At 71.1% G+C, this 22943-nt stretch carries 20 protein-coding genes; 13 read left to right on the top strand and 7 right to left on the bottom strand.

All coding sequences use genetic code 11. The annotated features are described in order from the left end of the window. Nucleotides 1-36: 36 nt before the first annotated feature. From QE374_RS05185 to QE374_RS05175, 3 genes are read right to left on the bottom strand one after another with little or no spacing between them, the layout of a single operon-like run. Nucleotides 37-630 (bottom strand): GNAT family protein, encoded by a 594-nt coding sequence (locus QE374_RS05185; protein WP_309732765.1) that lies wholly within the window; start codon nt 628-630, stop codon nt 37-39. After that, nucleotides 627-2300, bottom strand: coding sequence for a phospho-sugar mutase (locus tag QE374_RS05180; protein WP_309732763.1), 1674 nt, complete (start codon nt 2298-2300; stop codon nt 627-629). The genes QE374_RS05185 and QE374_RS05180 overlap by 4 nt, the downstream gene beginning before the upstream one ends. After that, the gene (locus QE374_RS05175; protein WP_309732761.1) at nt 2297-3130 is read right to left on the bottom strand and encodes a purine-nucleoside phosphorylase; all 834 of its coding nucleotides are present in this window, start codon (nt 3128-3130) and stop codon (nt 2297-2299) included. The genes QE374_RS05180 and QE374_RS05175 overlap by 4 nt, the downstream gene beginning before the upstream one ends. Nucleotides 3131-3219: 89 nt before the next feature. On the opposite strand from QE374_RS05175, the gene QE374_RS05170 reads away from it, so the two are divergent. Then, nucleotides 3220-4680: an NAD(P)H-quinone dehydrogenase gene (locus QE374_RS05170; RefSeq protein ID WP_373459509.1), complete on the top strand. Its 1461-nt coding sequence runs from the start codon at nt 3220-3222 to the stop codon at nt 4678-4680. Between the two features lie 173 nt (nt 4681-4853). Here the strand turns inward: QE374_RS05170 and QE374_RS05165 are convergent, their stop codons facing one another. Both QE374_RS05165 and QE374_RS05160 read right to left on the bottom strand, forming a co-directional pair. Further along, nucleotides 4854-6620: a biotin carboxylase N-terminal domain-containing protein gene (locus tag QE374_RS05165; RefSeq protein ID WP_309732759.1), complete on the bottom strand. Its 1767-nt coding sequence runs from the start codon at nt 6618-6620 to the stop codon at nt 4854-4856. A gap of 99 nt (nt 6621-6719) precedes the next feature. Continuing rightward, a complete protein-coding gene (locus QE374_RS05160; RefSeq protein ID WP_309732756.1) occupies nt 6720-7373 on the bottom strand; it encodes a nucleoside triphosphate pyrophosphatase in 654 nt (217 codons plus the stop codon). 89 nt (nt 7374-7462) lie between these two features. On the opposite strand from QE374_RS05160, the gene QE374_RS05155 reads away from it, so the two are divergent. From QE374_RS05155 to QE374_RS05140, 4 genes are read left to right on the top strand one after another with little or no spacing between them, the layout of a single operon-like run. Continuing rightward, nucleotides 7463-8740, top strand: coding sequence for a TRAM domain-containing protein (locus tag QE374_RS05155; RefSeq protein ID WP_309732754.1), 1278 nt, complete (start codon nt 7463-7465; stop codon nt 8738-8740). A gap of 4 nt (nt 8741-8744) precedes the next feature. After that, nucleotides 8745-9407, top strand: coding sequence for a response regulator transcription factor (locus tag QE374_RS05150; RefSeq protein WP_309732752.1), 663 nt, complete (start codon nt 8745-8747; stop codon nt 9405-9407). Further along, nucleotides 9397-10635, top strand: a complete 1239-nt coding sequence (locus QE374_RS05145; protein WP_309732749.1) for an ATP-binding protein — start codon at nt 9397-9399, stop codon at nt 10633-10635. The genes QE374_RS05150 and QE374_RS05145 overlap by 11 nt, the downstream gene beginning before the upstream one ends. Further along, the gene (locus QE374_RS05140) at nt 10632-11678 is read left to right on the top strand and encodes a hypothetical protein (protein WP_309732745.1); all 1047 of its coding nucleotides are present in this window, start codon (nt 10632-10634) and stop codon (nt 11676-11678) included. The genes QE374_RS05145 and QE374_RS05140 overlap by 4 nt, the downstream gene beginning before the upstream one ends. 262 nt (nt 11679-11940) lie before the next feature. Here QE374_RS05140 and QE374_RS05135 read toward each other — a convergent pair whose 3' ends face one another. Beyond that, the gene (locus QE374_RS05135; RefSeq protein WP_309732743.1) at nt 11941-12168 is read right to left on the bottom strand and encodes an acyl-CoA carboxylase epsilon subunit; all 228 of its coding nucleotides are present in this window, start codon (nt 12166-12168) and stop codon (nt 11941-11943) included. After that, complete coding sequence (locus QE374_RS05130) at nt 12165-13763, bottom strand: acyl-CoA carboxylase subunit beta (protein ID WP_309732741.1); 1599 nt, start codon at nt 13761-13763, stop codon at nt 12165-12167. Before QE374_RS05130 ends, QE374_RS05135 begins: the two co-directional genes overlap by 4 nt. Before the next feature lie 150 nt (nt 13764-13913). On the opposite strand from QE374_RS05130, the gene QE374_RS05125 reads away from it, so the two are divergent. The 8 genes from QE374_RS05125 to QE374_RS05090 all read left to right on the top strand — a co-directional run bounded on the left by QE374_RS05125 (nt 13914) and on the right by QE374_RS05090 (nt 22909). Beyond that, nucleotides 13914-14708: a biotin--[acetyl-CoA-carboxylase] ligase gene (locus QE374_RS05125; protein ID WP_309732739.1), complete on the top strand. Its 795-nt coding sequence runs from the start codon at nt 13914-13916 to the stop codon at nt 14706-14708. A 71-nt stretch (nt 14709-14779) separates the two neighbouring features. Then, complete coding sequence (locus QE374_RS05120; protein WP_309732737.1) at nt 14780-15337, top strand: PH domain-containing protein; 558 nt, start codon at nt 14780-14782, stop codon at nt 15335-15337. A gap of 73 nt (nt 15338-15410) precedes the next feature. Next, a complete protein-coding gene (locus tag QE374_RS05115; RefSeq protein ID WP_309732735.1) occupies nt 15411-16547 on the top strand; it encodes a 5-(carboxyamino)imidazole ribonucleotide synthase in 1137 nt (378 codons plus the stop codon). 110 nt (nt 16548-16657) lie between these two features. Then, complete coding sequence (gene purE, locus QE374_RS05110) at nt 16658-17125, top strand: 5-(carboxyamino)imidazole ribonucleotide mutase (RefSeq protein ID WP_309736623.1); 468 nt, start codon at nt 16658-16660, stop codon at nt 17123-17125. Further along, nucleotides 17122-18597: an LCP family protein gene (locus QE374_RS05105; RefSeq protein ID WP_309732733.1), complete on the top strand. Its 1476-nt coding sequence runs from the start codon at nt 17122-17124 to the stop codon at nt 18595-18597. Before purE ends, QE374_RS05105 begins: the two co-directional genes overlap by 4 nt. Before the next feature lie 60 nt (nt 18598-18657). Next, nucleotides 18658-19764, top strand: a complete 1107-nt coding sequence (locus QE374_RS05100; RefSeq protein WP_309732731.1) for a glycosyltransferase — start codon at nt 18658-18660, stop codon at nt 19762-19764. Nucleotides 19765-19784: 20 nt separating this feature from the next. After that, entirely contained in the window at nt 19785-20681 is an 897-nt protein-coding gene (locus QE374_RS05095) for a glycosyltransferase (RefSeq protein WP_309732729.1), read from the top strand. Next, nucleotides 20678-22909, top strand: a complete 2232-nt coding sequence (locus QE374_RS05090; protein WP_309732727.1) for a glycosyltransferase — start codon at nt 20678-20680, stop codon at nt 22907-22909. The genes QE374_RS05095 and QE374_RS05090 overlap by 4 nt, the downstream gene beginning before the upstream one ends. The last annotated feature ends 34 nt before the right edge of the window (nt 22910-22943 follow it).

Raw genomic sequence — 22943 nt, 5'->3', positions numbered from 1 at the left:
CCCGGAGGGATGCGGCGCGTGAGCGGATGCGGCCGGTCAGCGGCGGCGGAGACGGGCGGTCAGCGCCGCGCGGACCGTCGGCCACTCACCGTCGATGATCGAGAAGACGACCGTATCGCGAATCGTGCCGTCCGACCACACCGTGTGGTTGCGCAGCACTCCGTCCTGTTTGGCGCCGAGTCGGGCGATCGCAGCGCGCGACTGATGGTTGTGCCAATGTGTGCGGAACTCGACCGCCCCGCATCCGAGCTGATCGAACGCGCGCTCCAGGAGCAGGAGCTTCGCGGCCGGATTGATGCCGACGCCCTGTGCGGCGCGCCCCATCCAGGTCGAGCCGATCTCGAGCCGCCGGTTGCCCTCGTCGAGGTTGAGGTAGGTCGTCATGCCGACGGCGCGGCCGTCGCGCACCGACACGATCGCCCACGGGGCGACGAGTCCCGCTCGCTGCCGTTCGAGACGGCTGTCGATCTCGTCCCGCATGCCTTCCGGTGAGGGGATGCGGGTGTACCAGGTGCGCCAGAGCTCGTCGACCGCGACGGCCGCCGCGAGGTCGTCGGCGTGCTCGGGTCCCAGCTGCTCGAGGCGCACGTGGGCGTTCTCGAGCAGCGGGGCGTCGGACCAGCCGCTCACGAACGAGCGTCCAGCAGCGCCCGCACTCCCTCGCCCAGGGCCGCGATGCGCTCGGCCGCATCCGTCGTCGACTCTCCGCGGACGTCGAGGTAGGCCTTGAGCTTGGGCTCGGTGCCCGAGGGCCGCACGATCACGCGCGAGCCCCCCTTGAGCGTGTAGCGCAGCACGTCGCTCGCCGGGAGCGTCTCCGACCCCTCGCTGAGGTCCTCGACAGCCTTGACCTTCACCTCGCCGATGCGCGCAGGAGGATCCGCCCTCAGGCTCGACATGATCGTGCCGATGATCGCGAGGTCCTGCACGCGCACCGAGATCTGATCGCTCGCGAAGAAGCCGAACGTCCGGTCGAACTCATCGAGCAGATCCTGCAGACTCCTCCCGGCGCCACGCGCCTCGCTCGCCAGTTCGAGCGCCGCGACGGCCGCCGAAATGCCGTCCTTGTCGCGCACGGTCTCGGGGTTCACGAGGTAGCCGAGCGCCTCCTCGAAACCGAAGATCAGCTCGGGCGCGCGCGAGATCCACTTGAACCCGGTGAGGGTCGCGGTGAAGCCGAGGCCGTAGTGCTCGGCGACGGTCTGCAGCCCGGGGGAGGAGACGAGCGAGCAGGCGAGCGTCCCGGATGCGCCGGCCTGCGCGGCCTTGCGCGCCGCGCGCCAGCCGAGCAGCAGCCCGATCTGGTTGCCCGTCAGACGGCGCCAGCCGCCCTCGGCATCCGCGTCGGGCACCGCCACAGCGAGGCGGTCGGCGTCGGGGTCGTTGGCGATGATGAGCTCCGCCTCCGCCTCCCGCGCCGTCTGGAAGGCGAGATCCATCGCGCCGGGCTCTTCGGGGTTCGGGAAGGCGACCGTCGGGAAGCGTCCGTCGGGCTCGGCCTGCGCGGCCACCTGAACGGGGTCGGGGTATCCGGCCGCGGCGACGATGCGCCCCAACGTCTCGCCGCCCACGCCGTGCATCGCGGTGTAGACCCAGCGCAGCCCCTCGGCGCCCGCAGGAGCGGGCCCGACGGCGGCGGTGGCCGAGACGTATGCCTCGACGACCTCCTCGGATGCGGTGCGGTATCCCAGCGAGCGCGGGATCTCGCTCGCCGAGACGTCCGTGGCGATGCGCGAGATGTGTGCCGCGATCTCGCCGTCGGCGGGCGGCACGATCTGCGACCCGTCATCGGCGCCGCCGAGGTACACCTTGTAGCCGTTGTCGTTGGGCGGGTTGTGGCTCGCTGTGACCATGACGCCCGCATCCGCATCCAGATGCCGGACGGCGAAGGCGAGCACCGGGGTGGGCAGGAGCCTCGGCAGCAGCACGGCGTCCAGCCCTGCGCCCGCGAAGATCTCCGCCGAGTCGCGCGCGAAGACGTCGGAGTTGCGGCGTCCGTCGTAGCCCACCACGACGCGGGGCGTGTGGCCGTCGGCGGCGTTCGCCGCGAGGTAGGCGGCGAGCCCTGCGGCCGCCTGCGCGACGAGCACCCGGTTCATCCGGTTGCTGCCGGCGCCGAGCTCGCCGCGCAGGCCTGCGGTGCCGAACGCGAGGCGGGTGCCGAAACGATCCTCCAGCTCGGCCAGAGCGGACCCGTCGCCCGCATCCGCCGCGGTGAGGATGCGGGTGAGCTCGTCGCGCGTCTGAGGGTCGGGGTCCTGTGCGAGCCACGCGCGGGCGGCCGTGACGACGTCGCTCACAGCCGGCCGATCACGCGGGCGAGAAGATCGGAGATCACGGGCTCCGCCTCGCGGCCGGCCTCGATCACCTCGGCGTGGCTGAGCGGGGTGGGGGAGATGCCCGCGGCGAGGTTGGTGATGAGCGAGAAGCCCAGCACCTCCATCCCGGCCTGGCGGGCGGCGATCGCCTCGAGGGCGGTCGACATTCCGACGATGTGTCCGCCGATGATCTTGGCCATCTGCACCTCGGCGGGCGTCTCGTACTGCGGTCCGCGGAACTGGCAGTAGACGCCCTCATCCAGGCTCGGATCGACCGTGCGCGCGAGATCGCGCAGGCGCGAGGAGTAGAGGTCGGTGAGGTCGACGAAGGTCGCACCCTCGAGCGGCGAGTCCGCCGTGAGGTTGATGTGGTCGCTGATCAGCACGGGAGTGCCGGGCTTCCAGTGCTCCTTGATGCCGCCGGCGCCATTGGTGAGCACCATGGTGCGTGCGCCGGTCGCGGCGGCCGTGCGCACGCTGTGCACGACGCGGCGGGTGCCGTGGCCCTCGTAGTAGTGCGTGCGCGCGCCGATCACCAGCACGTGCGTGCCCGAGGGCGTGCGGACGCTGCGAAGCGTGCCGACGTGGCCTTCCAATGCCGGCTTGCTGAAGCCGGTGACCTCCGGCGCATCGATCGTCGCGACGGTCTCACCGATGAGCTCCGCGGCCTTGCCCCAGCCGCTGCCGAGCGTGAGGGCGATGTCGTGCTGGGCGACGCCGGTGAGGCGCGCGATGTCGTCGGCGGCGCGGCGGGCGATCTCGAACGGATCGGCTGCCGGGTCGTCGAGCGGGTTGAGGGGGGTCGTTGCCATGTCCCCACCTTATGAACCCGAGGCCCCGCGGGCCACATCGACGCTCTCCGCATCCGCCGATTCGTCGGCGCGCGCCGTCGGGGGAGAGAATGAGCACCATGTCTGCGAGCTTCGAGAGCGCCCAGCGCGTCGCGATCATCGGTGGTGGCCCGGGCGGCTACGAAGCGGCGCTGGCGGCGGCCCAGCTGGGAGCCGAGGTGACGCTCGTCGAACGCGCCGGCGTCGGAGGGTCGGCGGTCATCACAGATGTCGTTCCCTCGAAGTCGCTCATCGCGACCGCGGACGCCGCCGTCGCCATCGCCGGAGCGAGCGACTTGGGCGTCCAGCTGTTCGCGAAGGACGGCACCGGCAAGCCCCTGCAGCCGCAGGTGGCGATCAACCTCGCGGCCGTGAACAAGCGGCTCCTGTCCCTCGCCCGTCAGCAGTCCGACGACATGCGCGCTTCGCTCGTGACGGCGGGCGTGCGCATCATCTCGGGCCATGGCCGCCTCGACGGGCCCGGCGCGGTGGTCGCCTCCACCGGCCCCGGCGGCACGGACTTCGACCGCGTGGAGGCCGACACGCTCGTCGTCTCGGTCGGCGCGTCCCCGCGTCAGCTGGCCACGGCGAAGCCCGACGGCGAACGCATCCTGACGTGGACCCAGCTCTACGACATGAAGACCATCCCCGAGCACCTCATCGTGGTGGGCTCGGGTGTGACGGGCGCGGAGTTCGCCTCCGCCTACATGAACCTCGGCGCGAAGGTGACGCTCGTCTCCAGCCGTGACCAGGTGCTTCCGGGCGAGGATGCGGATGCCGCGGCGGTGCTCGAGAAGGTGTTCGCGCGCGGCGGCATGACCCTGCTGGCCAAGGCGCGCGCCGAGCGTGCCGAGAACACCGGCGACGGCGTCCGCGTGACCCTCGCCGACGGCCGCACGATCGAGGGCAGCCACTGCCTCATGGCCGTGGGCTCCATCCCCAACACGGCGGGCATCGGCCTCGAAGAGGCCGGCGTCGAGACGACGGAGTCCGGCCACATCCGGGTCAACCGCGTCGCGCGCACCTCGGTGCCCAACATCTACGCGGCGGGGGACTGCACGACCTTCGTCCCGCTCGCCTCCGTCGCCGCGATGCAGGGGCGAACGGGCATCTTCCACGCCCTCGGCGACGTCGTCATCCCGCTCGAGCAGCGACGCATCGCCGCCAACATCTTCACCGCCCCCGAGATCGCGACCGTCGGCTGGCAGGAGAAGGACATCCGAGACGGCGCCATCAACGGGGTCGTGTGCAAGATGCCGCTCGCGGCGAACCCGCGGGCCAAGATGATGGGCATCAAGGACGGCTTCGTCAAGATCATCGCGCGCGAGGGCAGCGGAACCGTCATCGGCGGCACGATCGTCGGCCCGCGCGCATCCGATCTCATCTACCCGATCGCCATCGCCGTGGAGCGCCGCCTGACCGTCGACCAGGTGTCGCGCGTGTTCACGGTGTACCCGTCGCTGTCCGGCTCCGTGACCGACGCCATGCGCGCCATGCACGTGATCGAGCCGGCCACCGAAGACGAGGACTGATCCGGATGCGGCGGTGCGCCGCATCCGTCGGTGTCGCTGAGCGGCGCTCATCCGTTCGAGCAGCGCCACTTCTGCGCACCCGCTACAGGTGATGACAGTCGCAACTGCGCAGAAGTGGCGCATCTGCGCACCTGCGACGCAACTCGGGTCCCCGGGCGGGCGACCCGGCCGGTTCAGTTGATGGTCAGGAGCTGGTGCCCCGCGGAGACCGTGGTGCCCGCGGAGGCGTTGATCGCGCCGACCACGCCGTCCTTGTGCGCCTGGATCGGCTGCTCCATCTTCATCGCCTCGAGGACGACGACGAGGTCGCCCTTGACGACCTGCTGACCCTCTGAGACGGCGATCTTCACGATCGTCGCCTGCATCGGCGCCTTGACGGCATCACCCGACGCGCCCGCATTCGCGGTCGTCTGATGCGAACGACGAGACGGCGGCACGGCCGCAGGGCGACCCGTCTGCGCGGGGGCCGCGGCGATCCGGTCGGGCAGGCTCACCTCGAGACGCTTCCCGCCGACCTCGACGACGACCGTGTGCCGCTGCTCGGGCTGTGCGATGTCGCCGAGTTCGCCGTCCCACGCGGGGATCTCGTTCACGTACTCGGTCTCGATCCAGCGCGTGTAGACGCCGAAGACGCCGTCCTCGGCGGTGAACGCCGGCTGGCGCACGACATCGCGGTGGAAGGGGATGACCGTGGGCAGGCCCGCGACCTCGAACTCGTCGAGGGCGCGACGGGCCCGGGCGAGCGCTTCCGCGCGGTCGCGCCCGGTCACGATCAGCTTCGCCAGCAGCGAGTCGAACGCTCCCGAGACGACATCGCCCGCGGTCACTCCCGAGTCGAGACGGATGCCGGGGCCGCCGAAGGTCTTGAAGACCTTCACGGGGCCGGGCTGCGGCAGGAAGCCGCGCCCCGGGTCCTCGCCGTTGATGCGGAACTCGATCGAGTGGCCCACCGGGGCCGGGTCGTCGTAGCCGATCAGCTCGCCCTCGGCGATACGGAACTGCTCACGGACGAGGTCGATGCCGGTGACCTCCTCGGAGACGGTGTGCTCCACCTGGAGGCGCGTGTTCACCTCGAGGAAGGAGATCGTCCCGTCCGCACCGATGAGGAACTCGCAGGTGCCGGCGCCCAGATAGCCGACCTCGCGCAGGATGGCCTTGGAGGACTCGTAGAGGATGCGGTTCTGCTCCTCGGTCAGGAACGGCGCCGGAGCCTCCTCGACGAGCTTCTGGTGGCGGCGCTGCAGCGAGCAGTCGCGGGTGGAGATCACCACGACGTTGCCGGCCGCATCCGCCAGGCACTGGGTTTCGACGTGGCGCGGCTTGTCGAGGTACTTCTCGACGAAGCACTCGCCGCGCCCGAACGAGGTGATGGCCTCGCGGGTCGCGGACTCGAAGAGCTCCGCGACCTCGTCCAGCTCACGCGCCACCTTGAGGCCTCGGCCGCCGCCGCCGTAGGCGGCCTTGATGGCGATCGGCAGTCCGTACTGCTCGGCGAAGGCGATGACCTCGTCGGCGCCCGAGACGGGGCCCGGGGTTCCCGGAGCGAGCGGTGCGCCGACCTTCTCGGCGACGTGGCGGGCGGTGACCTTGTCGCCGAGCGCCTCGATGGCATCGGGCGAGGGGCCGATCCAGGTGGCGCCCGTGCCGATCACCGCGCGGGCGAAGTCCGCGTTCTCCGCGAGGAACCCGTAGCCGGGGTGCACCGCGTCGGCGCCCGCGCGCCGGAGCACAGAGAGGATCTTCTCGATCGACAGGTAGGTCTCGGCGCCGGTGGTGCCCTCGAGGGCGTACGCCTCGTCGGCGAGACGCACGTGCAGTGCGTCCCTGTCCTGGTCGGAGTAGACGGCGACGGAGGCGATACCGGCGTCACGCGCGGCTCGGATGATGCGTACGGCGATCTCGCCGCGGTTCGCGATGAGGACCTTGGCGATGCGAGGCATGAGTGCCAGCCTAGCGAGAGGTTGCCGTGTCTTTTTGACCGAACTCCACAAGAACAAATAAATCTGTTCGGGACAACCTACAACTGCCCCCACCGTGGTTCAGTCGGTGGAGGGTCCCCACAGATCGGGCCACGCCACGCCGAGCTCGCGGCACAGGGCCCGCAGCGTGGACAGGGACATTCCGACCACCGTCGACGGGTCGCCCTCCACGCGCGTGATGAAGGGCCCGCCGAGGCTGTCGACCGTGAAGGCGCCGGCGACGAGCAGCGGCTCGCCCGTGGCCACGTAGGCGGAGATCTCCGCATCCGTGACATCCGCGGCGAAGCTCACGGATGCCTCCGCGACGGCGTGCGCCTCGACGGGAGCTGCCCCGGGGGCGAGCCGGATGACGCTGTGCCCGGAATGCAGCACCCCCGTGCGTCCGCGCATGTCGCGCCACCGAGCCGTCGCGACGTCCGGCGTGTAGGGCTTGCCCAGGATCTCGCCGTCGAGCTCGAACATCGAGTCGCCGCCGATCACGACGCCGTCGAAGTCCTCGCCGTCCTCCTCCAAGGCCGCGACGACGGCCGCGGCCTTGCGTCGGGCCAGCAGCAGCACGTGCTCGGCGGGGGTGAGCGTGCGTGCTTCCGCGGCCTCGACGGCGGCGATCACCGCCTCCTCGTCGACGTCGGGAGAAGCGGTGCGCGGTTCGATCCCCGCCTGGCGAAGCAGCATGAGTCGGGCGGGCGATGTCGAGGCGAGGAGCACGCGCATCCTCTTACGGTAGCCCGTGGCCCGTGCGCGCTCGCCGGCGGGCTGATGCGTCGGACGCCGCCGGCGAGCGCGTGTGCGAAGCTCGAAGAATGGATGCCGGAACGCCCCTCGAGCTCGAGATCACCGACGTCGCCCACGGCGGCGTGTTCGTCGCGCGGCACGGCGAGGAGCGACGCGTCGTCTTCGTGCCGGACACCCTGCCGGGCGAGCGGGTGCGGGTGCGCCTGACGGACACGTCCAAGAAGTCCTTCTGGCGGGCGGAGGTCGTCGAGGTCCTCGACGCCTCGCCGCACCGGCAGCCGCATGTCTGGTCGCAGGCAGATCTGTCGGTGCCCGCCGCGGACCGTCCCGGCGGCGCGGACTTCGGTCACATCGCCCTGCCGGAGCAGCGGGCGCTCAAGCTCCGCGTGCTCGAGGACGCTCTGGCACGTATCGGGCGACTGTCGCTTCCGGCGACGATGGAGGCAGCGCACACGAGCGCGACCGGCGAGGCGGAGAGCGCGGACGGCACCCGCTGGCGCACGCGGGTCAGTCTCCACGTCGATACGGAGGGCAACATCGGGCCCTTCGGCGCACGCAGCCACCGGGTCGTGCCGGTTCACGAGCTCCCCCTCGCGACCGCGGCCATCCAAGACATGGCGGCGGGGCTCTCCGGCGCGCAGCCGGGCCGCGTCGAACTCGTCCAGCCCGCCGACGGCCGGGTGCGGGTGATCGCGCGACCCGACGCACGCGAGCGTGCCGCGCGGCCCGAGGTCGTCACCGAGCGGGTGGGCGAGCGGGCGTTCCGCGTGGATGCGGGCGGGTTCTGGCAGGTGCACCGTCTGGCGGCGGGCACCCTCACGACGCTCGTCGGCGATGCGCTCCACGAGGTCGGCGTGGATCCGGAGGGGTGGCACCTCGACCTGTACGGCGGCGTCGGGCTGCTCGCGGCCGCGATCGGGGATGTCGCAGGACCCTCCGCCCGCATCACGAGCGTGGAGTCCAACGCCCGCGCCACCGAACACGCGGGGCACAACCTGGCGCAGTGGGTGGGTGCGCGGGCCGAGACGGCGCGCGTGGAGCGCTGGGTGGCCGACCTCGCGAACAACGCGAGCCAGGAGCAGCGTGCCAGACTCGCCCGTGGCGTCGTCGTGCTCGACCCGCCCCGTTCGGGCGCGGGCAAGGACACCGCCCGCGCGATCGCCGGTCTCGAGCCGGCCGCCGTCGTCTACGTCGCGTGCGATCCCGTGGCGCTTGCGCGCGACCTCGCCGAGTTCCGCCTGCACGGTTATGAGGCCGAGGCGGTGCGCGGGGTCGACCTGTTCCCGCACTCCCACCACGTCGAAGCGGTCGCCACACTGCGGCGGACGGGTGCACGGCTAGCATGAGCGCATGACGCGCGTCGCCTTCATCGACGACCACGAGTCGGTGCGGCTCGGGGTCGAAGCCGCCTGCGCGCGCACCGGCACGACCGATGTCGTCTACTCCGGAGCATCCGTCACCTCCTACCTCGCGTGGCGCGCCGACGGGGGCGAGCAGGCGGAGGTCGTGGTGCTGGATCTGACCCTCGGCGACGGCACCACGGTCACAGAGAACGTCACCCGGCTGACGGGCGACGGCTCGGCGGTGATCATCTACAGCGTCGCCGATCGGCCCTCATCCGTGCGGGAGGCCCTGCTCGCGGGAGCGGTCGGCGTCATCAGCAAGGCCTCACCGATCTCGGATGTCGTCGGAGCGATCGCGACGGTGGCCAGGGGAGACGTCCTGAACACCGTCGAGTGGGCCAGCGCGATCGAAGGGGACCGTGCTTTCGCCGACGCTCAGCTGTCGACGCGTGAGCGCGAGGTGCTGAAGCTGTATGCCGCGGGGCTGCCGCTGAAGATCGTGGCCGATCGCCTGGGCATCGCCTTCTCGACGGCGAAGGAGAACATCACGCGCATCCGCGTGAAGTACGTCGAGGTCGGCAGACCCGCACCCACCAAGGTCGACCTGTTGCGGCGCGCGCTGGAGGACGGACTGCTCACGGAGCAGTCGGTGGGCGCCCATGACCGATAGCCGACCGTTACGGGTCCTTCGCGAAGAGCTCGAGAGCACCGGCATCCCCGGCATCGCCTCGTTCACGCGGGAGCGCGTCGAGCGCGTCATGGCGGTGTCGGTCGCCCTCGCCTTCGGAGCGCTCGGAGCGCAGGCCTTCTTCGCCGCCCTCGGCGCGCAGGACGTGCGGGAGGGGTGGGAGCTCGCCCTCATGCTCGTGGTCTTCGTCCCGTTCGTGGTCATGGAGGTCACGTTCTTCAGCGGCCGTTTCACGCTCTTCGGCGGGCGCTTCTTCGTCGTCGCTTACACGGCGTCCCTCGCCGTCTGGCCGTGGGCCACGGCCGGGTCGGAGACGGTGATCACGTATCAGCCGTGGATCTACTTCCTCGTGACTGTCGCCACCGTGGCGAGCGTCATCGTCTTTCCGCGGCCCGTTCACGTCGCGATCACCGTTCTCCTGCCGTTCGCGTACGGACTCGTCAGGATGATCGAGCTGCGCTTCGTGGCCGATGCGTGGATCGCGGTGTCCCTGGACACCTCGTTCTCCCTCATCCTGGGCAGCGTCCTGATGATGCTCGCGTGGACGTTCCGCACCGCCTCCTCGACGATCGACGAGCGGCGCCTTCGCGCCGTGAGCTCCTACGCGCAGGCGGCCGCCGTGAACGCCACGGAGCGTGAACGCGTCGCAGTGGCGGCGCTCATGCACGACAGCGTCCTGGCGGCGCTGCTGGCCGCCGAGCGCGCGGAGACGCCCCGTGAGCGGGATCTGGCGGTGTCCATGGCCCGCGAGGCGCTGACCCGGTTGGCCAACACCGATCGCGACGTCGGCGAAGGCAGCGACGCGCCCGTGCCGGCGGGGGCCATCGTCGCCGACATCCGTCGGACGATCGACGACGCGCGGTGCCCGGCCGAGCTCGTCGTCGACCTCGACCCGGACACCCCCGAAGTGCCCGGCCGGGTGGCGCGGGCGCTGGCGCTCGCGGCAGCCCAAGCCATCTCCAATGCGGTGGAGCACGCCGCGGGAGCGGGACTCGTGGTGCGCGTGAGCGGCAGCGCGGAGCCCGGACGTGTCGTCATCGTCGTCGCGGACAGCGGCCCCGGTTTCGACATCGACGAGGTGCCCGCTGATCGCCTCGGGATCCGCGCATCCATCCTGGCCCGCGTGAGCGCGTTCGGCGGGAGCGCCGAGGTGGTCTCCTCCAAGGACGGAACGCGGGTCACGATGACATGGCGGGCGGTGCGCCCGTGATCAGCATCCGCTTCGTCGTCATGATGCTCGGCGTCGCCTTCACCGGGTTCCTCGTCGCACGCGCCTCCTGGGTGACCGGCCCCGTCCGCGAGCCGCTGCTGCTGTGGACGGCGCTGATCCTCTTCCTCGTCGTCGCGTGGTTCTGCATCTTCTGGGGGATGACGTCGGGACTGCGCACGCGGAGCCAGGAGATCACCGTCGCGCGAGGCAGTGACCGGCTTCCCATGTGGCTGTGCGTGGCGGCGCTGCTGGTCTCGATGGTGCTGCCGCCGCTCATCTCCGCGGCGATCCCCCTCGAAGCGCGCACAGAGCAGTACGCGACCTGGTACATCGGAGGCCTGGGCGCGCTGATGACGATCCTCGTCATCCGCCGCCGGCCGTGGGCGGCGTGGAGCGGCACCGCGGTGCTCGCCGGGTGGTCGATGGTGCTCCTGGGCCCGATTCCCGCGCTCGGTCTCGGATTGGTCGGTTCGATCGTCTGGGTCACCGGAGCGCACTTCTTCACGTTCGCCCTGGACCGCGCGGCGCGCGACACCGAGAGACTCGGCGAGCTGCAGCGCACCGCATCGGCCGTGCAAGCGGCGCAGGGGTCCCAGCAACGGGAGCGTCGCATCCAGGTGCAGCGCGCGCTGGCCGTCGCCGGTCCCGTGCTGGCACGCACGATCGCGACGGGCGGGCGCCTCTCGGAGGATGAGCGCACCGAGGCCCGCATCGCCGAGGGCCGGCTGCGTGATGAGCTGCGCGGACCGCGCCTCCTGGACGCCGACGTCCGCGAAGCGCTGGATGCGGCGCGCAGGCGCGGTGCCATGGTCACCATGTTCGACGAGGGCGGCCTCGACGGGCTCGCCGAGGAGCAGTTGCACGTCATCCGTGCCGAGCTCGCCCAGACGCTGCGCTCGGCGCGATCGGAACGCCTCTACATCCGGACCTCACCCGACGAGCGGGTCGCGGTCACCGTCGTCGGGCGCGCGTCGTCGACGCTCGGCCTGTCCGACGAGGACAGCGTCGATCTCTGGCGCGAGATCGAGCACCCGGCGGGCTGAGACCCGCGAATCCGGATCCGGTGCCGCACGCGGACCGGCAAAAAGAAAGGAGACGAGGGGCGGCGAGTCGCTCGCCCCTCGTCTCCGGGCGAGTGGTTACCCGAAAACCACCCGCAAGATCGAACCCGGTTGGTGCACCCTGACGGTCAACGGGCCGATCGAACGCGAAGATGCGTTCCAGCTCCTCCAGTATGCGAAGGGCCGCTCGAGGTGTCTGTAGGTACTTTGGGGGACACCTTCCTCGGTGCTCCTGCGGGCTGCCTCAGCCGCTGTATCCGCCCCATCCGGCCTCGCGCCGAAGGGGCTGCCGGAGTCCGCGCTGCGACAGCGACCACGCCGAGCGACGGACCGGATCCGCGGCCACCGCGCCCTGCTCCTCCTGCCGATAGGCGGCAGCGACGACCGCGATCGCCGCGGCGAGTTCCACGTCGTCCGGGTTTCCCCGGCGCACGTCGATCCGCAGCGCGTCGCCGGAATCCTCGAGGGTCATAGCGGGATGTTCCCGTGCTTCTTCGGCGGCAGGCTCGCGCGCTTGCCCCGCAGGGAGCGCAGCGCCTTCGCGATCGCGACGCGCGTCTGGGCGGGCTCGATGATCCCGTCCAACTCGCCGCGTTCGGCGGCGAGGAAGGGCGATGCCACGTTGTACGTGTACTCGTTCGCAAGCCGGGCGCGCACCGCGGCGACGTCCTCGCCGGCCTCTTCGGCGCGCTTGATCTCGCCGCGGTAGAGGATGTTGACGGCTCCCTGCCCACCCATGACGGCGATCTCCGCAGTCGGCCAGGCCAGGTTGATGTCCGCGCCCAACTGCTTGGAGCCCATCACGATGTAGGCGCCGCCGTAGGCCTTGCGCAGGATCACGGTGACGAGAGGGACCGTCGCCTCGGCGTAGGCGTAGAGCAGCTTCGCTCCGCGGCGGATGACGCCCGTCCACTCCTGGTCGGTGCCCGGCAGGTAGCCCGGCACGTCCACGAGCGTCACGATCGGGATGGAGAACGCGTCACAGAACCGCACGAAGCGGCTGGCCTTCTCTCCCGCGTCGATGTTGAGCGTGCCCGCCATCTGCGACGGCTGGTTCGCGATCACGCCGACCGTGCGGCCCTCGACGCGGCCGAAGCCGATCACGATGTTCGGGGCGAAGAGGGGCTGGACCTCGAGGAACTCCCCGTCGTCGACGACGTGCTCGATGACCTGATGGATGTCATAGGGCTGGTTCGGCGAATCGGGGATCACCGCGTTGAGCGCGCGGTCCGCATCCGTCGTCTCGAACTCGAAGGCGCCCTCGTACCCCGGGACCTCCGACATGTTGTTGTCGGGGAGGAAGCCGATGAGCGTGCGGGCGTAGTCGATCGCGTCGTCCTCGTCCTCGGCGAGGTAGTGCGCGACGCCGGAGCGGGTGTTGTGCGTGAGGGCGCCGCCCAGCTCCTCCATCCCCACATCCTCGCCCGTGACGGTCTTGATGACGTCGGGTCCGGTCACGAACATCTGGCTCGTCTTGTCGACCATGATCACGAAGTCGGTGAGGGCGGGGGAGTACACGGCTCCACCGGCAGCGGGACCCATGATGAGCGAGATCTGCGGGATCACGCCGGACGCGGCCGTGTTCAGGCGGAAGATCTCGCCGTACTTTCCGAGCGCCACCACGCCCTCCTGGATGCGGGCGCCGCCCGAGTCCAGGATGCCGATGCAGGGGCAGCCCGCGCGCAGTGCGAACTCCATGATCTTGATGATCTTGTCACCCGCCACCTCGCCGAGCGAGCCTCCGAAGGTGGAGAAGTCCTGCGCGTACACGGCGACGGTGCGGCCGTGGATGGTGCCGGTGCCGATCACGACGGAGTCGCCGTAGGGGCGCGAGCGCTCCATCCCGAAGGCCGTCGTGCGGTGCCGCACGTACTCGTCCATCTCCACGAAGCTGCCGTGATCGACCAGCAGCTCGATGCGCTCGCGCGCCGTGAGCTTGTCCTTCGCGTGCTGTTTCGTCTGGGCGTTCTTCTCGGCGTCGACGACCGCTTCCTGGTAGCGCTGGCGCAGGTCGGCGATCTTGCCTGCGGTGGTCGAGAGGTCGGGGCTGTCCGTCACGGGTTCCACCCTATCGGCGCGGCCTGCGCTGGCGTTGGAGGGTGTCGACAGGGGTGCGCCGCATCCGCTGTCGTCTGTCTCCGATGCCGTCGTCGTGAGGTGTGCACTCCGGCTGTCAACGGGGGAGCCCGATCCGGGGCCGCGAGTAGGGTGTGGCCCATGCCGATCCCCGCCGATGGATACCCGCTCGCCGCCGCCGTCAGTCCCCGGGTGCAGGTCGTCGAGACGACCGACTCGACGAACGCGGATGCGGTCGCCGCCGTCCTCGCGGACGATGCCGGGTGGCCGCATCTGTCCGTGCTGGTGACGACCGATCAGCGCCGAGGCCGCGGCCGGCTCGAGCGCACCTGGGTCGCGCCCGCCGGGACGGCGCTCGCCTCCTCCGTCGTGGTGCGCGTCGGGGCGCTCCCCATCCATGCGCGAGGGTGGATCCCGCTCATCGCGGGCGTCGCGATGACGCGCGCGATCGCCGCGCAACTGCGCGGCATCCCCCAGGCGGTGGGGCTCAAATGGCCGAACGATGTGCTCGTGGAGGGGCAGAAGATCTGCGGCATCCTGGCCGAGGCGGTGCCCGGCGAGTTCGACGCGGTCGTGGTCGGTGCGGGGGTCAATACGCGGATGCCGCGGGTGGATCTGCCCGTGGCGACGGCGATCTCCTTCGCCGCTCTCGGCCAGGAGGCCGACGAGGACAGGCTGCTCGCCGACTACCTGAGCGGTCTCGACGACCTGCTCACGGCGCTCATCGACGCCGACGGTGACGCGGTCGCGGCGGGCGTGCAGTCCGCCGTCGAGAGCGTCTGCACGACTCTCGGCGGCGAGGTCGTGGTGTCGCTGCCGGATGGCACGACGCTCGAAGGCCGTGCCGAGCGGATCGATGCGGAGGGACGACTGGTCGTGTCCGCGGGCGGTGCGCAGGTGCCGGTGGCGGCAGGAGACGTCACACACGTCCGATAGGTGCCGCACCCGCTGCGGGGTGGCGGGCGTGTGAGCCGCGTTCGCGCGGCGCCGCAGGGCACAATGGGAACGTGACGCAGCCGACCGGATTCGGGGTCCGCCCGCCGACACCCGCACCCGGTGTCGCGGCGCCGGAGCGTCGTATCGTGCGCACCCGCCGGCATGCCCGGCGACTGCTCTGGTGCGCCCTGGTGTTCATCGGCGTCGCCGGAGCCGTCGGCTACTTCCTCGGGAATCTCCCGGCACCGTTCGAAGACTGGATGCTGGTGCTGGCCGCCGGGCTCGTCGTCCTCGTGCTCGTGGTGATCCCGTATCTCACCTGGCTCTCGCACACCTACACGGTCACCACGCGTCGCGTCATCGAGCGCTCGGGAGCCTTCGGGCGTCGCTCGCGCGAGCTCAGCCACGTCCGCGGTTATCGCATCACGGTGCGCAGAGGCCCGCTGCAGCGGCTGTGGGGCACCGGCACCTTGATCCTCGATGACGGCGTGGAAGCGCCCCTCGTCATCCGCCGCATCCCGCAGGTGCAGTTGCTGCACGAGGTGCTCGTCGACCAGGTCGAGGTCAACCAGATCCTCGCCCACCGTGACGCGCAGCCGCTTCCCGCGCCGCCCAGCGCCCCCGCCTGAGCCGCCGACGCCCCACAGCGCCCGCGACGGGCGCCCGCGTGAGGAAGAATGGTCAGCGTCCGGAAGGGGAATCATGTCAGTGCGCGTGGGAGTCGTGGGCGGCGGACAGCTTGCCCGGATGATGATCGCCCCGGCGGCGGAGCTCGGTCTCGAGATCCGCGTGCTGGCGGAGTCCGAGGGGATGAGCGCGGCGCTCGCCGCGACGGCGGTGGGCGACTACCGCGACCTCGACACGGTGCGCGCCTTCGCCCGCGACGTCGACGTGCTGACCTTCGATCACGAGCACGTGCCGCAGGACGTGCTGCGCGCTCTCGTCGCCGAGGGCGTCGCAGTGCATCCCGGCCCCGACGCGCTGCGGTTCGCGCAGGACAAGCTCGAGATGCGCGAGCGACTGGCGGAGCTCGGCATGCCCCAGCCCGACTGGGCGCGCGTGGAGAACACCGAGCAGCTGCAGGAGTTCCTCGACGACCACGGCCGACGCGCCGTCGTGAAGACGCCGCGCGGCGGCTATGACGGCAAGGGCGTACGCGTCGTGTCTGCGGCGACCGAGGCGCAGGACTGGTTCACGGCGCTCGCGGAGGATGCCCGCGGCGGAGCTCTCCTGGTCGAGGAGCTCGTCGACTTCCGACGTGAGCTGGCGCAGCAGGTCGCACGGCGCCCCTCCGGCGACATCGTCGCGTATCCCGTGGTCGAGACGGTCCAGCGTGACGGCGTCTGTGCCGAGGTCGTGGCACCGGCGCCCGGTGCGCACGGCCGGCTCGCCGCGGAGGCCGAGCGCATCGGCGTCGCGATCGCGGACGGCCTCGGAGTCACCGGGATGCTGGCGGTGGAACTGTTCGAGACGACCGACGAGCGGCTGCTCGTCAACGAGCTCGCGATGCGTCCGCACAACAGTGGTCACTGGAGCCAGGACGGCGCGATCACGAGTCAGTTCGAGCAGCACCTGCGTGCCGTGCTCGATCTGCCGCTGGGCGCGGCAGGCGCGCGTGCGCCGTGGTCGGTCATGATCAACATCCTGGGCGGGCCGGCCGAGGGGACGCTCGAGGACCGTTTCGATGCGGCGATGTCCGCGCATCCGGCGGCGAAGGTGCACACGTACGGCAAGGCGCCGCGTCCCGGTCGCAAGGTGGGGCACGTGAACGTCGCCGGCGACGACCTCGACGACGTGGTCTACGAGGCGAGGGCCGCCGCCGCGCACTTCCTGGACTGACGGCTCCGACCTCGCGCGCGCCGTTGCGGTGATCTTCCAGTGATGCCGCCTAGCCTTGACGGGTGACCCGGCCGCTGCATTCCTCCGAGGCGCCCCTGGTCGGCGTCGTCATGGGCTCCGATTCCGACTGGCGCGTGATGAACGAGGCTTCGGCCGCTCTCACCGAGTTCGGCATCCCGCACGAGGTGGAGGTCGTCTCCGCGCACCGCACTCCCGAGAAGCTGCACCGCTACGGCGTCGAGGCGAGATCGCGCGGCCTGCGGGTGATCATCGCCGGCGCCGGCGGAGCTGCGCACCTGCCGGGAATGCTCGCATCCGTGACGCCGCTTCCCGTCGTCGGAGTCCCCGTCCCGCTCGCGACGCTGGACGGGCTGGACTCGCTGCTGAGCATCGTGCAGATGCCGGCCGGAATCCCGGTCGCGACCGTCTCCATCGGCGGGGCACGCAATGCCGGAATCCTCGCGGCGCGGATCCTCGGCGCATCGGATCCCGGCATCGCCGATCGACTCGAGTCGTACGCACGCGAGCTCGAGCAGATCGTCGAGCAGAAGAACCAGCGGCTGAAGGACTCGTTGTGAGCGCAGTGAGCCCGCCGCGCCCCGGTCGGCGCCAGGCGGCCGCGCCGGTGGTCAACCCCTATCCGCTGCGATATCCGGACAGCTCGTCCCGTGCCGTCATGACGCGACGCGCATGGTGGCTCGTCGTGCTGAACTTCCTGGTCCCGGGCTCCGCTCAGGCACTGGCGGGCAATCGCCGGCTCGGACGGTTCGGCCTCGGCGCGACACTGCTGCTCTGGGCGCTCGCGCTCATCTGCGCGGTGATCGCGCTGGTCGATATCGGTACCTTCGTCGACCTCGCGACAGGGGCCTGGGTCCCGGGGTGGCTCGCGCTGCTGCGGCCGGTGCCCATGCTCGTCGTGCAGGGGATCCTGTTCCTCTACGCCGGGCTGTGGATCGTCCTGACGATCGACACCCTCCGTCTCGTGCGGCTCGTGAAGATCCAGCCCTGGGCGCGGCTGGCCACCTCGATCGTCGCCATCGGCGCACTGGTGCTCTCCAGCGCGGGTGCGGTGTGGGCGTCGAACTCGGTCGGTGCCGCGCGCGACGCGCTCGGCGCGGTCTTCACCCAGACCGGGCCCGCCGTGGAACCCGTCGACGGCTACTACAACATCCTGCTGCTCGGCGCCGACAGCGGTGAAGGCCGCGACTCCATGCGTTTCGACAGCATCTCGGTGGTCTCGATCAACGCGGAGACGGGCGCGACGACGATCTTCGGGATCCCGCGTGACATGCCCAACTTCCCGTTCGCTCCGGGCCCGATGCAGGACAAGTACCCGAACGGACACGAGTCGCATCCCAGCGCGACGTGCGGCTGGGGCAGCGGGATCAACCAGCTGCGCACCGAGGTCGAGGTCTGTCAGGACGGCAACGCGATCTATCCGGATGCGGTCGCCAACGGATCCGAGCCCGGTGTCGAGGCGACGAAGGACGCCGCCGAGGGGATCCTCGGCATCCAGATCCCGTTCTACGCGTTCATCGATATGGATGGTTTCGCCGCGCTGATCGACGCGCTGGGCGGTGTGGACATCAACGTCAGCGAGCGTCTCCCGAAGGGCGGCGGTCCCACCTACGAGGGGCAGAGCGCCGAGGAGTGGGCGATCGGGTGGATCGAACCCGGCGAGCAGCACATGGATGGCGACACCGCCCAGTGGTACGCCCGATCGCGCTACACCACCAACGACTGGGACCGCATGCTGCGCCAGCGCCAGCTGCAGGAGGCGATTCTCGCGCAGTTCACTCCCGGCAACGTCCTCAGCCGGTTCCAGGACGTCGCGGCGGCAGGCACCCACCTCGTCAAGACGGACGTCCCGCAGACCATGCTCGGGTACTTCGTGGAGCTCGCGATCAAGGCGAAGGAGCAGCCGGTCACCTCGATCGAGCTGACCCCGCAGGGCGGCATCGACGATCGCCATCCCGATTACGACAAGGTGCACCAGATCGTTCAGCAGGCTCTGTACCCGCCGACACCCTCCCCGACTCCCGAGGGCTGAGAGCATACCGGCGCGGTGAGCTCCCAGAAGCGGGCGCGATCGGATGGGTAGTCTCGAAGGATGACCGTCACGCTCCGCCTCGTGCTCGATCAGCTGATCGATGTGGTCGATCCTGACGCCGCCGAAGCCGCGCGGGAGATCGCGGCGGCTCTCGTGAGGACGGCGCCACGCGGATGTGCCGTGGGGGCGATCGTGCCTGCGGGGGCGGAGAACGCCGCGGCCGAGATCGCCGGCCTGGCAGATGTCTGGCGCGCGCCCCTGGCGCGGCCGGCTCTGGCTGCGTCCTGGCAACTCGGGATCGCACCCGGGATCGGCGGAGGACTCATCCATGCGCCGGGACCTCTCGCGCCGCTCGTGCGTCACGATCGCGTCAACGACAACGATCAGACCGTCGTGACGCTGTGGGAGCTGTGCGCGTGGGAGGTTCCGGGCGATCTTCCCCGCGGTGCCGTCGCCGCCCAGCGGGCACTCATGCGACGCACCGAGAAGTTCGCCGACGCTGTGGTCGTGCCCACGCACGCACTCGCGGCGAAGCTCGGGGAGGTCGCGCCGCGGCTGGCGGGTCGCGTGCGCGTCATCCCCGGAGCCGCACCGCAAGGCTTCGCTGTTCCGTCGGACGCGGTCGGGCGGCGCCGCGAGCTCGGCGTCGCGGAGGACGTCATCGTCGTCGCAGGATCCCGGTGTGACGACGCCGCCTTCGCGGCGGCGTTCTCGGCGATCGGATCCCGCGGGTGCGATCGCGGCGTCGTGGTGCTGGACGCCGCGGCGGAGGAGAAGAGTCGTGTCCGGGATCTCGCTTCGGCGGCCGGGCTCGCCCCAGAGCGGGTCAGCGTGCACGCCCATCTCAGTGCTCCCGACCGGGCATCCGTGCTGGATGCGGCGAGCGCGCTCGTCTCGCCGTCCGCGCTCAGCGCATTTCCGTGGCGGGCCGTGGAAGCGCTGGCGCTGGGCGTGCCCATCGTGGCGATGGCATCGGCGGTCCACGAAGAGGTGCTCCTCGACGGCGCGCTCATCGCGCCGGTCGAGTCCCTCTCCGACGCTCTCGGGCAGGTTCTCGCTTCGGACGAGAGCAGGAAGCGGTACGCGGTGCGTGCGGCCGATCGCGGACGTGCGTTCTCCTGGCGCGATCACGCCGAGCGGGTCTGGGCGCTGCACTCCGAGCTGTAGGGCGAAATAGGCTGGTGACCATGCCACGTGTAAGCGTCGTCCTGCGCACCAAGGATCGGCCCTGGTTTCTCGCCCGTGCCCTGCGCGACATCGGCGCGCAGACGTTCCGCGACTTCGAGGTGGTGGTCGTCGACGACGGGACGGATTCCGCGATGACGGCCAGAGTCGTCGACGAGGCCGGTCTCGCGGCGGTGCGCGTGGTCGAGCCCGAGCGCCCGGGGCGCTGCGCCGCGGCCAACGCGGGGGTGGCCGCCGCGGGCGGCGATCTGCTGGTGCTGCACGACGACGACGACCTGTGGGAGCGCGAGTTCCTCGCCCGCTGCGTCGCGTGGCTCGACGCCCACCCCGAGGACATCGGGGTGATGACGCGCACCACGATCCGTTACGAGGCATGGCAGGACGGCGCGTGGCGCCAGGTGGGCACGGCGCCCTTCTGGGCCGACATGCAGCGCATCTCGCTCACCGAGATGCTCCAGGTCAACCGCGCGGTTCCGATCTCGTTCCTCTATCGCCGCGCTGCGCACGATGCGGTGGGCGGGTACGACGAGACCCTGGACGCGGTCGAGGACTGGGAGTTCACCCTCCGGCTGCTCGTGCACCACACGATCGGCTTCATCCCGGAGCCGCTCGCGATCTGGGCGCAGCGCCCGTCCGCGGGTGCGGCGGACGCGAACAGCATGTTCGCCCTCGAGACCGAGCACCGGCGCGACGACGCCGTCGTGCGCGACCGGGCGCTCCAGGAATGGATCGAACGCAACGGCGTCGGGCTGCCGCTGATGATCGCGGGCGAGTTCGCCGAGCTGCGTCGCGAGCTGTTCGCCCGCCTCACCGTCGAACTCGACCGTCGGCATCCCTTCTCGGCGCTCGCGCGACGCGTCGTGCTCGCCGCGCGACGGCGCCGGGGCACGGGACGATGACGCGGATCGCGCATGTGCGCCGCGCCGTGCGGGAGCTCCGCGGCAATCCGCTCGCCGCGCGGGTGATCTCGCTCGTCGACCGCGCATGGTGGCTTCGTGCGGTGCTGCGCTCCGGCCTGTTCGATGCGGAGTTCTACGCTGCGCAGCGCGGCTGGGGGCCGACCTCCCGCTTGCGCTGCGCGGTGCATTACGTGTCGGTCGGCTTCCGTGAGGGAACGAGTCCGAACCCCCTGATCGAGGAGCGCTTCCTCTCGCGGCGGCTTCCGGACTCCGGGCGCGTGCCGGCCCTCTACGCGTACCTGGTCAGCGATCGTCCCAGCGTGCAGGTGCACCCGTGGCTGCCGCTCGCCGAGCGCGCCGCCGGCCCCCGACTCGACGGGGCGTGGGCGGGTCGCGACGTCGCCGTCGTCAACGCCGTGATCGGCGGCCGGAGCGTGCGCGTCTCGCTGCGGCACTGGCGTTCGGTGGCCCTCGCATCGACGCGTCGTTCGCGCTGGGACAGCGCACGCGCCGGCCGGGACCTCGTCGTCAGACTCATCCAACCGGGCGAGGAACACCTCGACGAGCGCCTCGCATCGATCGCCGAGACGCAGGACGCCGAGGTCGATCTCGTGGCCGTCGGCGTCGAGCCCAGCGTCTGGAGCGCACTCGCACTCGCCGCCGATCTGACCGGCGCGGGTGCGATCCGGCTGCCGCACGGCACGGGCTTCTCTCCCGCCGTCCGGTCGGCGGTACAGAAGGCTCGGCACCGGCGCGTGCTGACGGTGGATCCTCGCCATGCGCTGGACGCGGCGCAGGCGAGACGGCTCCTGGACGCCGCCGAGACGGCGGTGGCTTCGCCTCTCGCGCGCCGTCACGACGGGACGCTCGCCGGTCTGGGCGGGGGTGTCTGGCCGGGACGGGGTCTTGTCCGCCCGCTCCGAGACCATCCGCTCGAGGACGCGCAGGAGTTCACCGTCGAGTCGATGGAGGTGCCGTTGGCGAGCGGGCGCACCTTCGCCGCACCGGCGCGGGTGCTGGAGCGCGTGCTGGACGAGCACGGCGACACGCCGTTCGCCGCGGAACTCGCGTCGCACCTCGCCGGCTCCGCCCGGTTGCTCGCGGACATCGTGCTCGCGCCGGAGGAGGCGGATCGCGCTTTCGCGCATGCCGGCGGCACCGTGCTTCCCGCGGCCCTGGCAACGCGCGATGACGAGGCGGACCTCCGGCGTCTGCTGCACGCCGCCGGTCTCGAGGTGGCGGGGTGGCCCGGACCCTCCGGCGCGGTCGCCGTACCGCGGCTGCGCTGGACGGATGCGGCGGGGCGCCCGCAGCGCTGGGCGATCAAGACCTGCGCGCCCGCGGGAGCAGCGGGTGAGGTGTGGGGCGACGCGCACTTCGCCCGCGGGCTCGCCCGCGCGCTGCGGCGTCTCGGACACGACGTCGTCGTGGATGCGGAGGCGGCAGCGGACCGGCCGACGACCTATCTCGACGACGTCCACGTGCTGGTGCGCGGCCCTCGCCGGCTCCCGGTGCCCTCGAACGGGGTGCGTGTGGAGTGGATCATCAGCCACCCGGACGAGATCACCCGCGACGAGGTCGCCGATGTCGACCACGTCTTCGCCGTCTCACCGGGGTGGGCCCGGCGCATGAGCCGCCGTTGGGGTGTGCGGATCGATCCGCTTCTCGAGTGCACGGACGCCGACGCGTTCTTCCCTCGGGGTCTCCGGCGCACCCGCGACATCGTCTTCGTGGGAACAGCCCGCGGCATCGCGCGGCCCGCGGTGGTCGCGCCGCTGGAAGCCGGCATCGACGTGAAGGTCTACGGACCGGACTGGCGCGGCTTCATCCCGGGGTCGGCCATCGAGGCCGATTCCATTCCCAACGACGAGCTCAGCCTGCGCTACGAGAGCGCGGCCGTGGTGCTCAACGACCACTGGCCTGCGATGCGGCGCGAGGGGTTCATGGCAATGCGACCGTTCGATGTCGTCGCCGCCGGCGGACGCGTCATCAGCGAGTCCGTCGAGCACATGGCGGAGGTCTTCGGGCCCGCCGTCGTCACCTACGACACGCCCGAGCAGCTGGTCGCGCTGCTCGGGCGCGATCCGGATGCGCTCTTCCCGGATGACGACGAGCTCGCCGTCATCGCCGAGCGCGTCCGCACCGAGCACTCCTTCGACGCGCGCGCACGGGTGATCGACGACGTCGTCTCCGGCGGGCGGAGATCATCCTCAGAATCGCCCGGGTAGAATCGGCAGCCGTGCGCCGACGTGCGGCATCGCG

It is taken from the genome of Microbacterium sp. SORGH_AS_0428 (genome assembly GCF_031453615.1).
GTDB lineage: Bacteria > Actinomycetota > Actinomycetes > Actinomycetales > Microbacteriaceae > Microbacterium.
Note: the sequence above shows the minus strand (reverse complement) of the source record. Positions and strands in the feature narration are given on the sequence as shown.

What these genes read in the sequence shown, in the direction of transcription:
- QE374_RS05145 (WP_309732749.1), top strand. Translation starts at nt 9,397, where the DNA reads ATGACCGATAGCCGACCGTTACGGGTCCTTCGCGAAGAGCTCGAGAGC.
- purE (WP_309736623.1), top strand. Translation starts at nt 16,658, where the DNA reads ATGGGCTCCGATTCCGACTGGCGCGTGATGAACGAGGCTTCGGCCGCT.
- QE374_RS05165 (WP_309732759.1), bottom strand. Translation starts at nt 6,620, where the DNA reads ATGCCTCGCATCGCCAAGGTCCTCATCGCGAACCGCGGCGAGATCGCC.
- QE374_RS05175 (WP_309732761.1), bottom strand. Translation starts at nt 3,130, where the DNA reads ATGGCAACGACCCCCCTCAACCCGCTCGACGACCCGGCAGCCGATCCG.
- QE374_RS05090 (WP_309732727.1), top strand. Translation starts at nt 20,678, where the DNA reads ATGACGCGGATCGCGCATGTGCGCCGCGCCGTGCGGGAGCTCCGCGGC.
- QE374_RS05170 (WP_373459509.1), top strand. Translation starts at nt 3,220, where the DNA reads ATGAGCACCATGTCTGCGAGCTTCGAGAGCGCCCAGCGCGTCGCGATC.
- QE374_RS05155 (WP_309732754.1), top strand. Translation starts at nt 7,463, where the DNA reads ATGGATGCCGGAACGCCCCTCGAGCTCGAGATCACCGACGTCGCCCAC.
- QE374_RS05100 (WP_309732731.1), top strand. Translation starts at nt 18,658, where the DNA reads ATGACCGTCACGCTCCGCCTCGTGCTCGATCAGCTGATCGATGTGGTC.
- QE374_RS05160 (WP_309732756.1), bottom strand. Translation starts at nt 7,373, where the DNA reads ATGCGCGTGCTCCTCGCCTCGACATCGCCCGCCCGACTCATGCTGCTT.
- QE374_RS05135 (WP_309732743.1), bottom strand. Translation starts at nt 12,168, where the DNA reads ATGACCCTCGAGGATTCCGGCGACGCGCTGCGGATCGACGTGCGCCGG.
- QE374_RS05125 (WP_309732739.1), top strand. Translation starts at nt 13,914, where the DNA reads ATGCCGATCCCCGCCGATGGATACCCGCTCGCCGCCGCCGTCAGTCCC.
- QE374_RS05095 (WP_309732729.1), top strand. Translation starts at nt 19,785, where the DNA reads ATGCCACGTGTAAGCGTCGTCCTGCGCACCAAGGATCGGCCCTGGTTT.
- QE374_RS05115 (WP_309732735.1), top strand. Translation starts at nt 15,411, where the DNA reads ATGTCAGTGCGCGTGGGAGTCGTGGGCGGCGGACAGCTTGCCCGGATG.
- QE374_RS05150 (WP_309732752.1), top strand. Translation starts at nt 8,745, where the DNA reads ATGACGCGCGTCGCCTTCATCGACGACCACGAGTCGGTGCGGCTCGGG.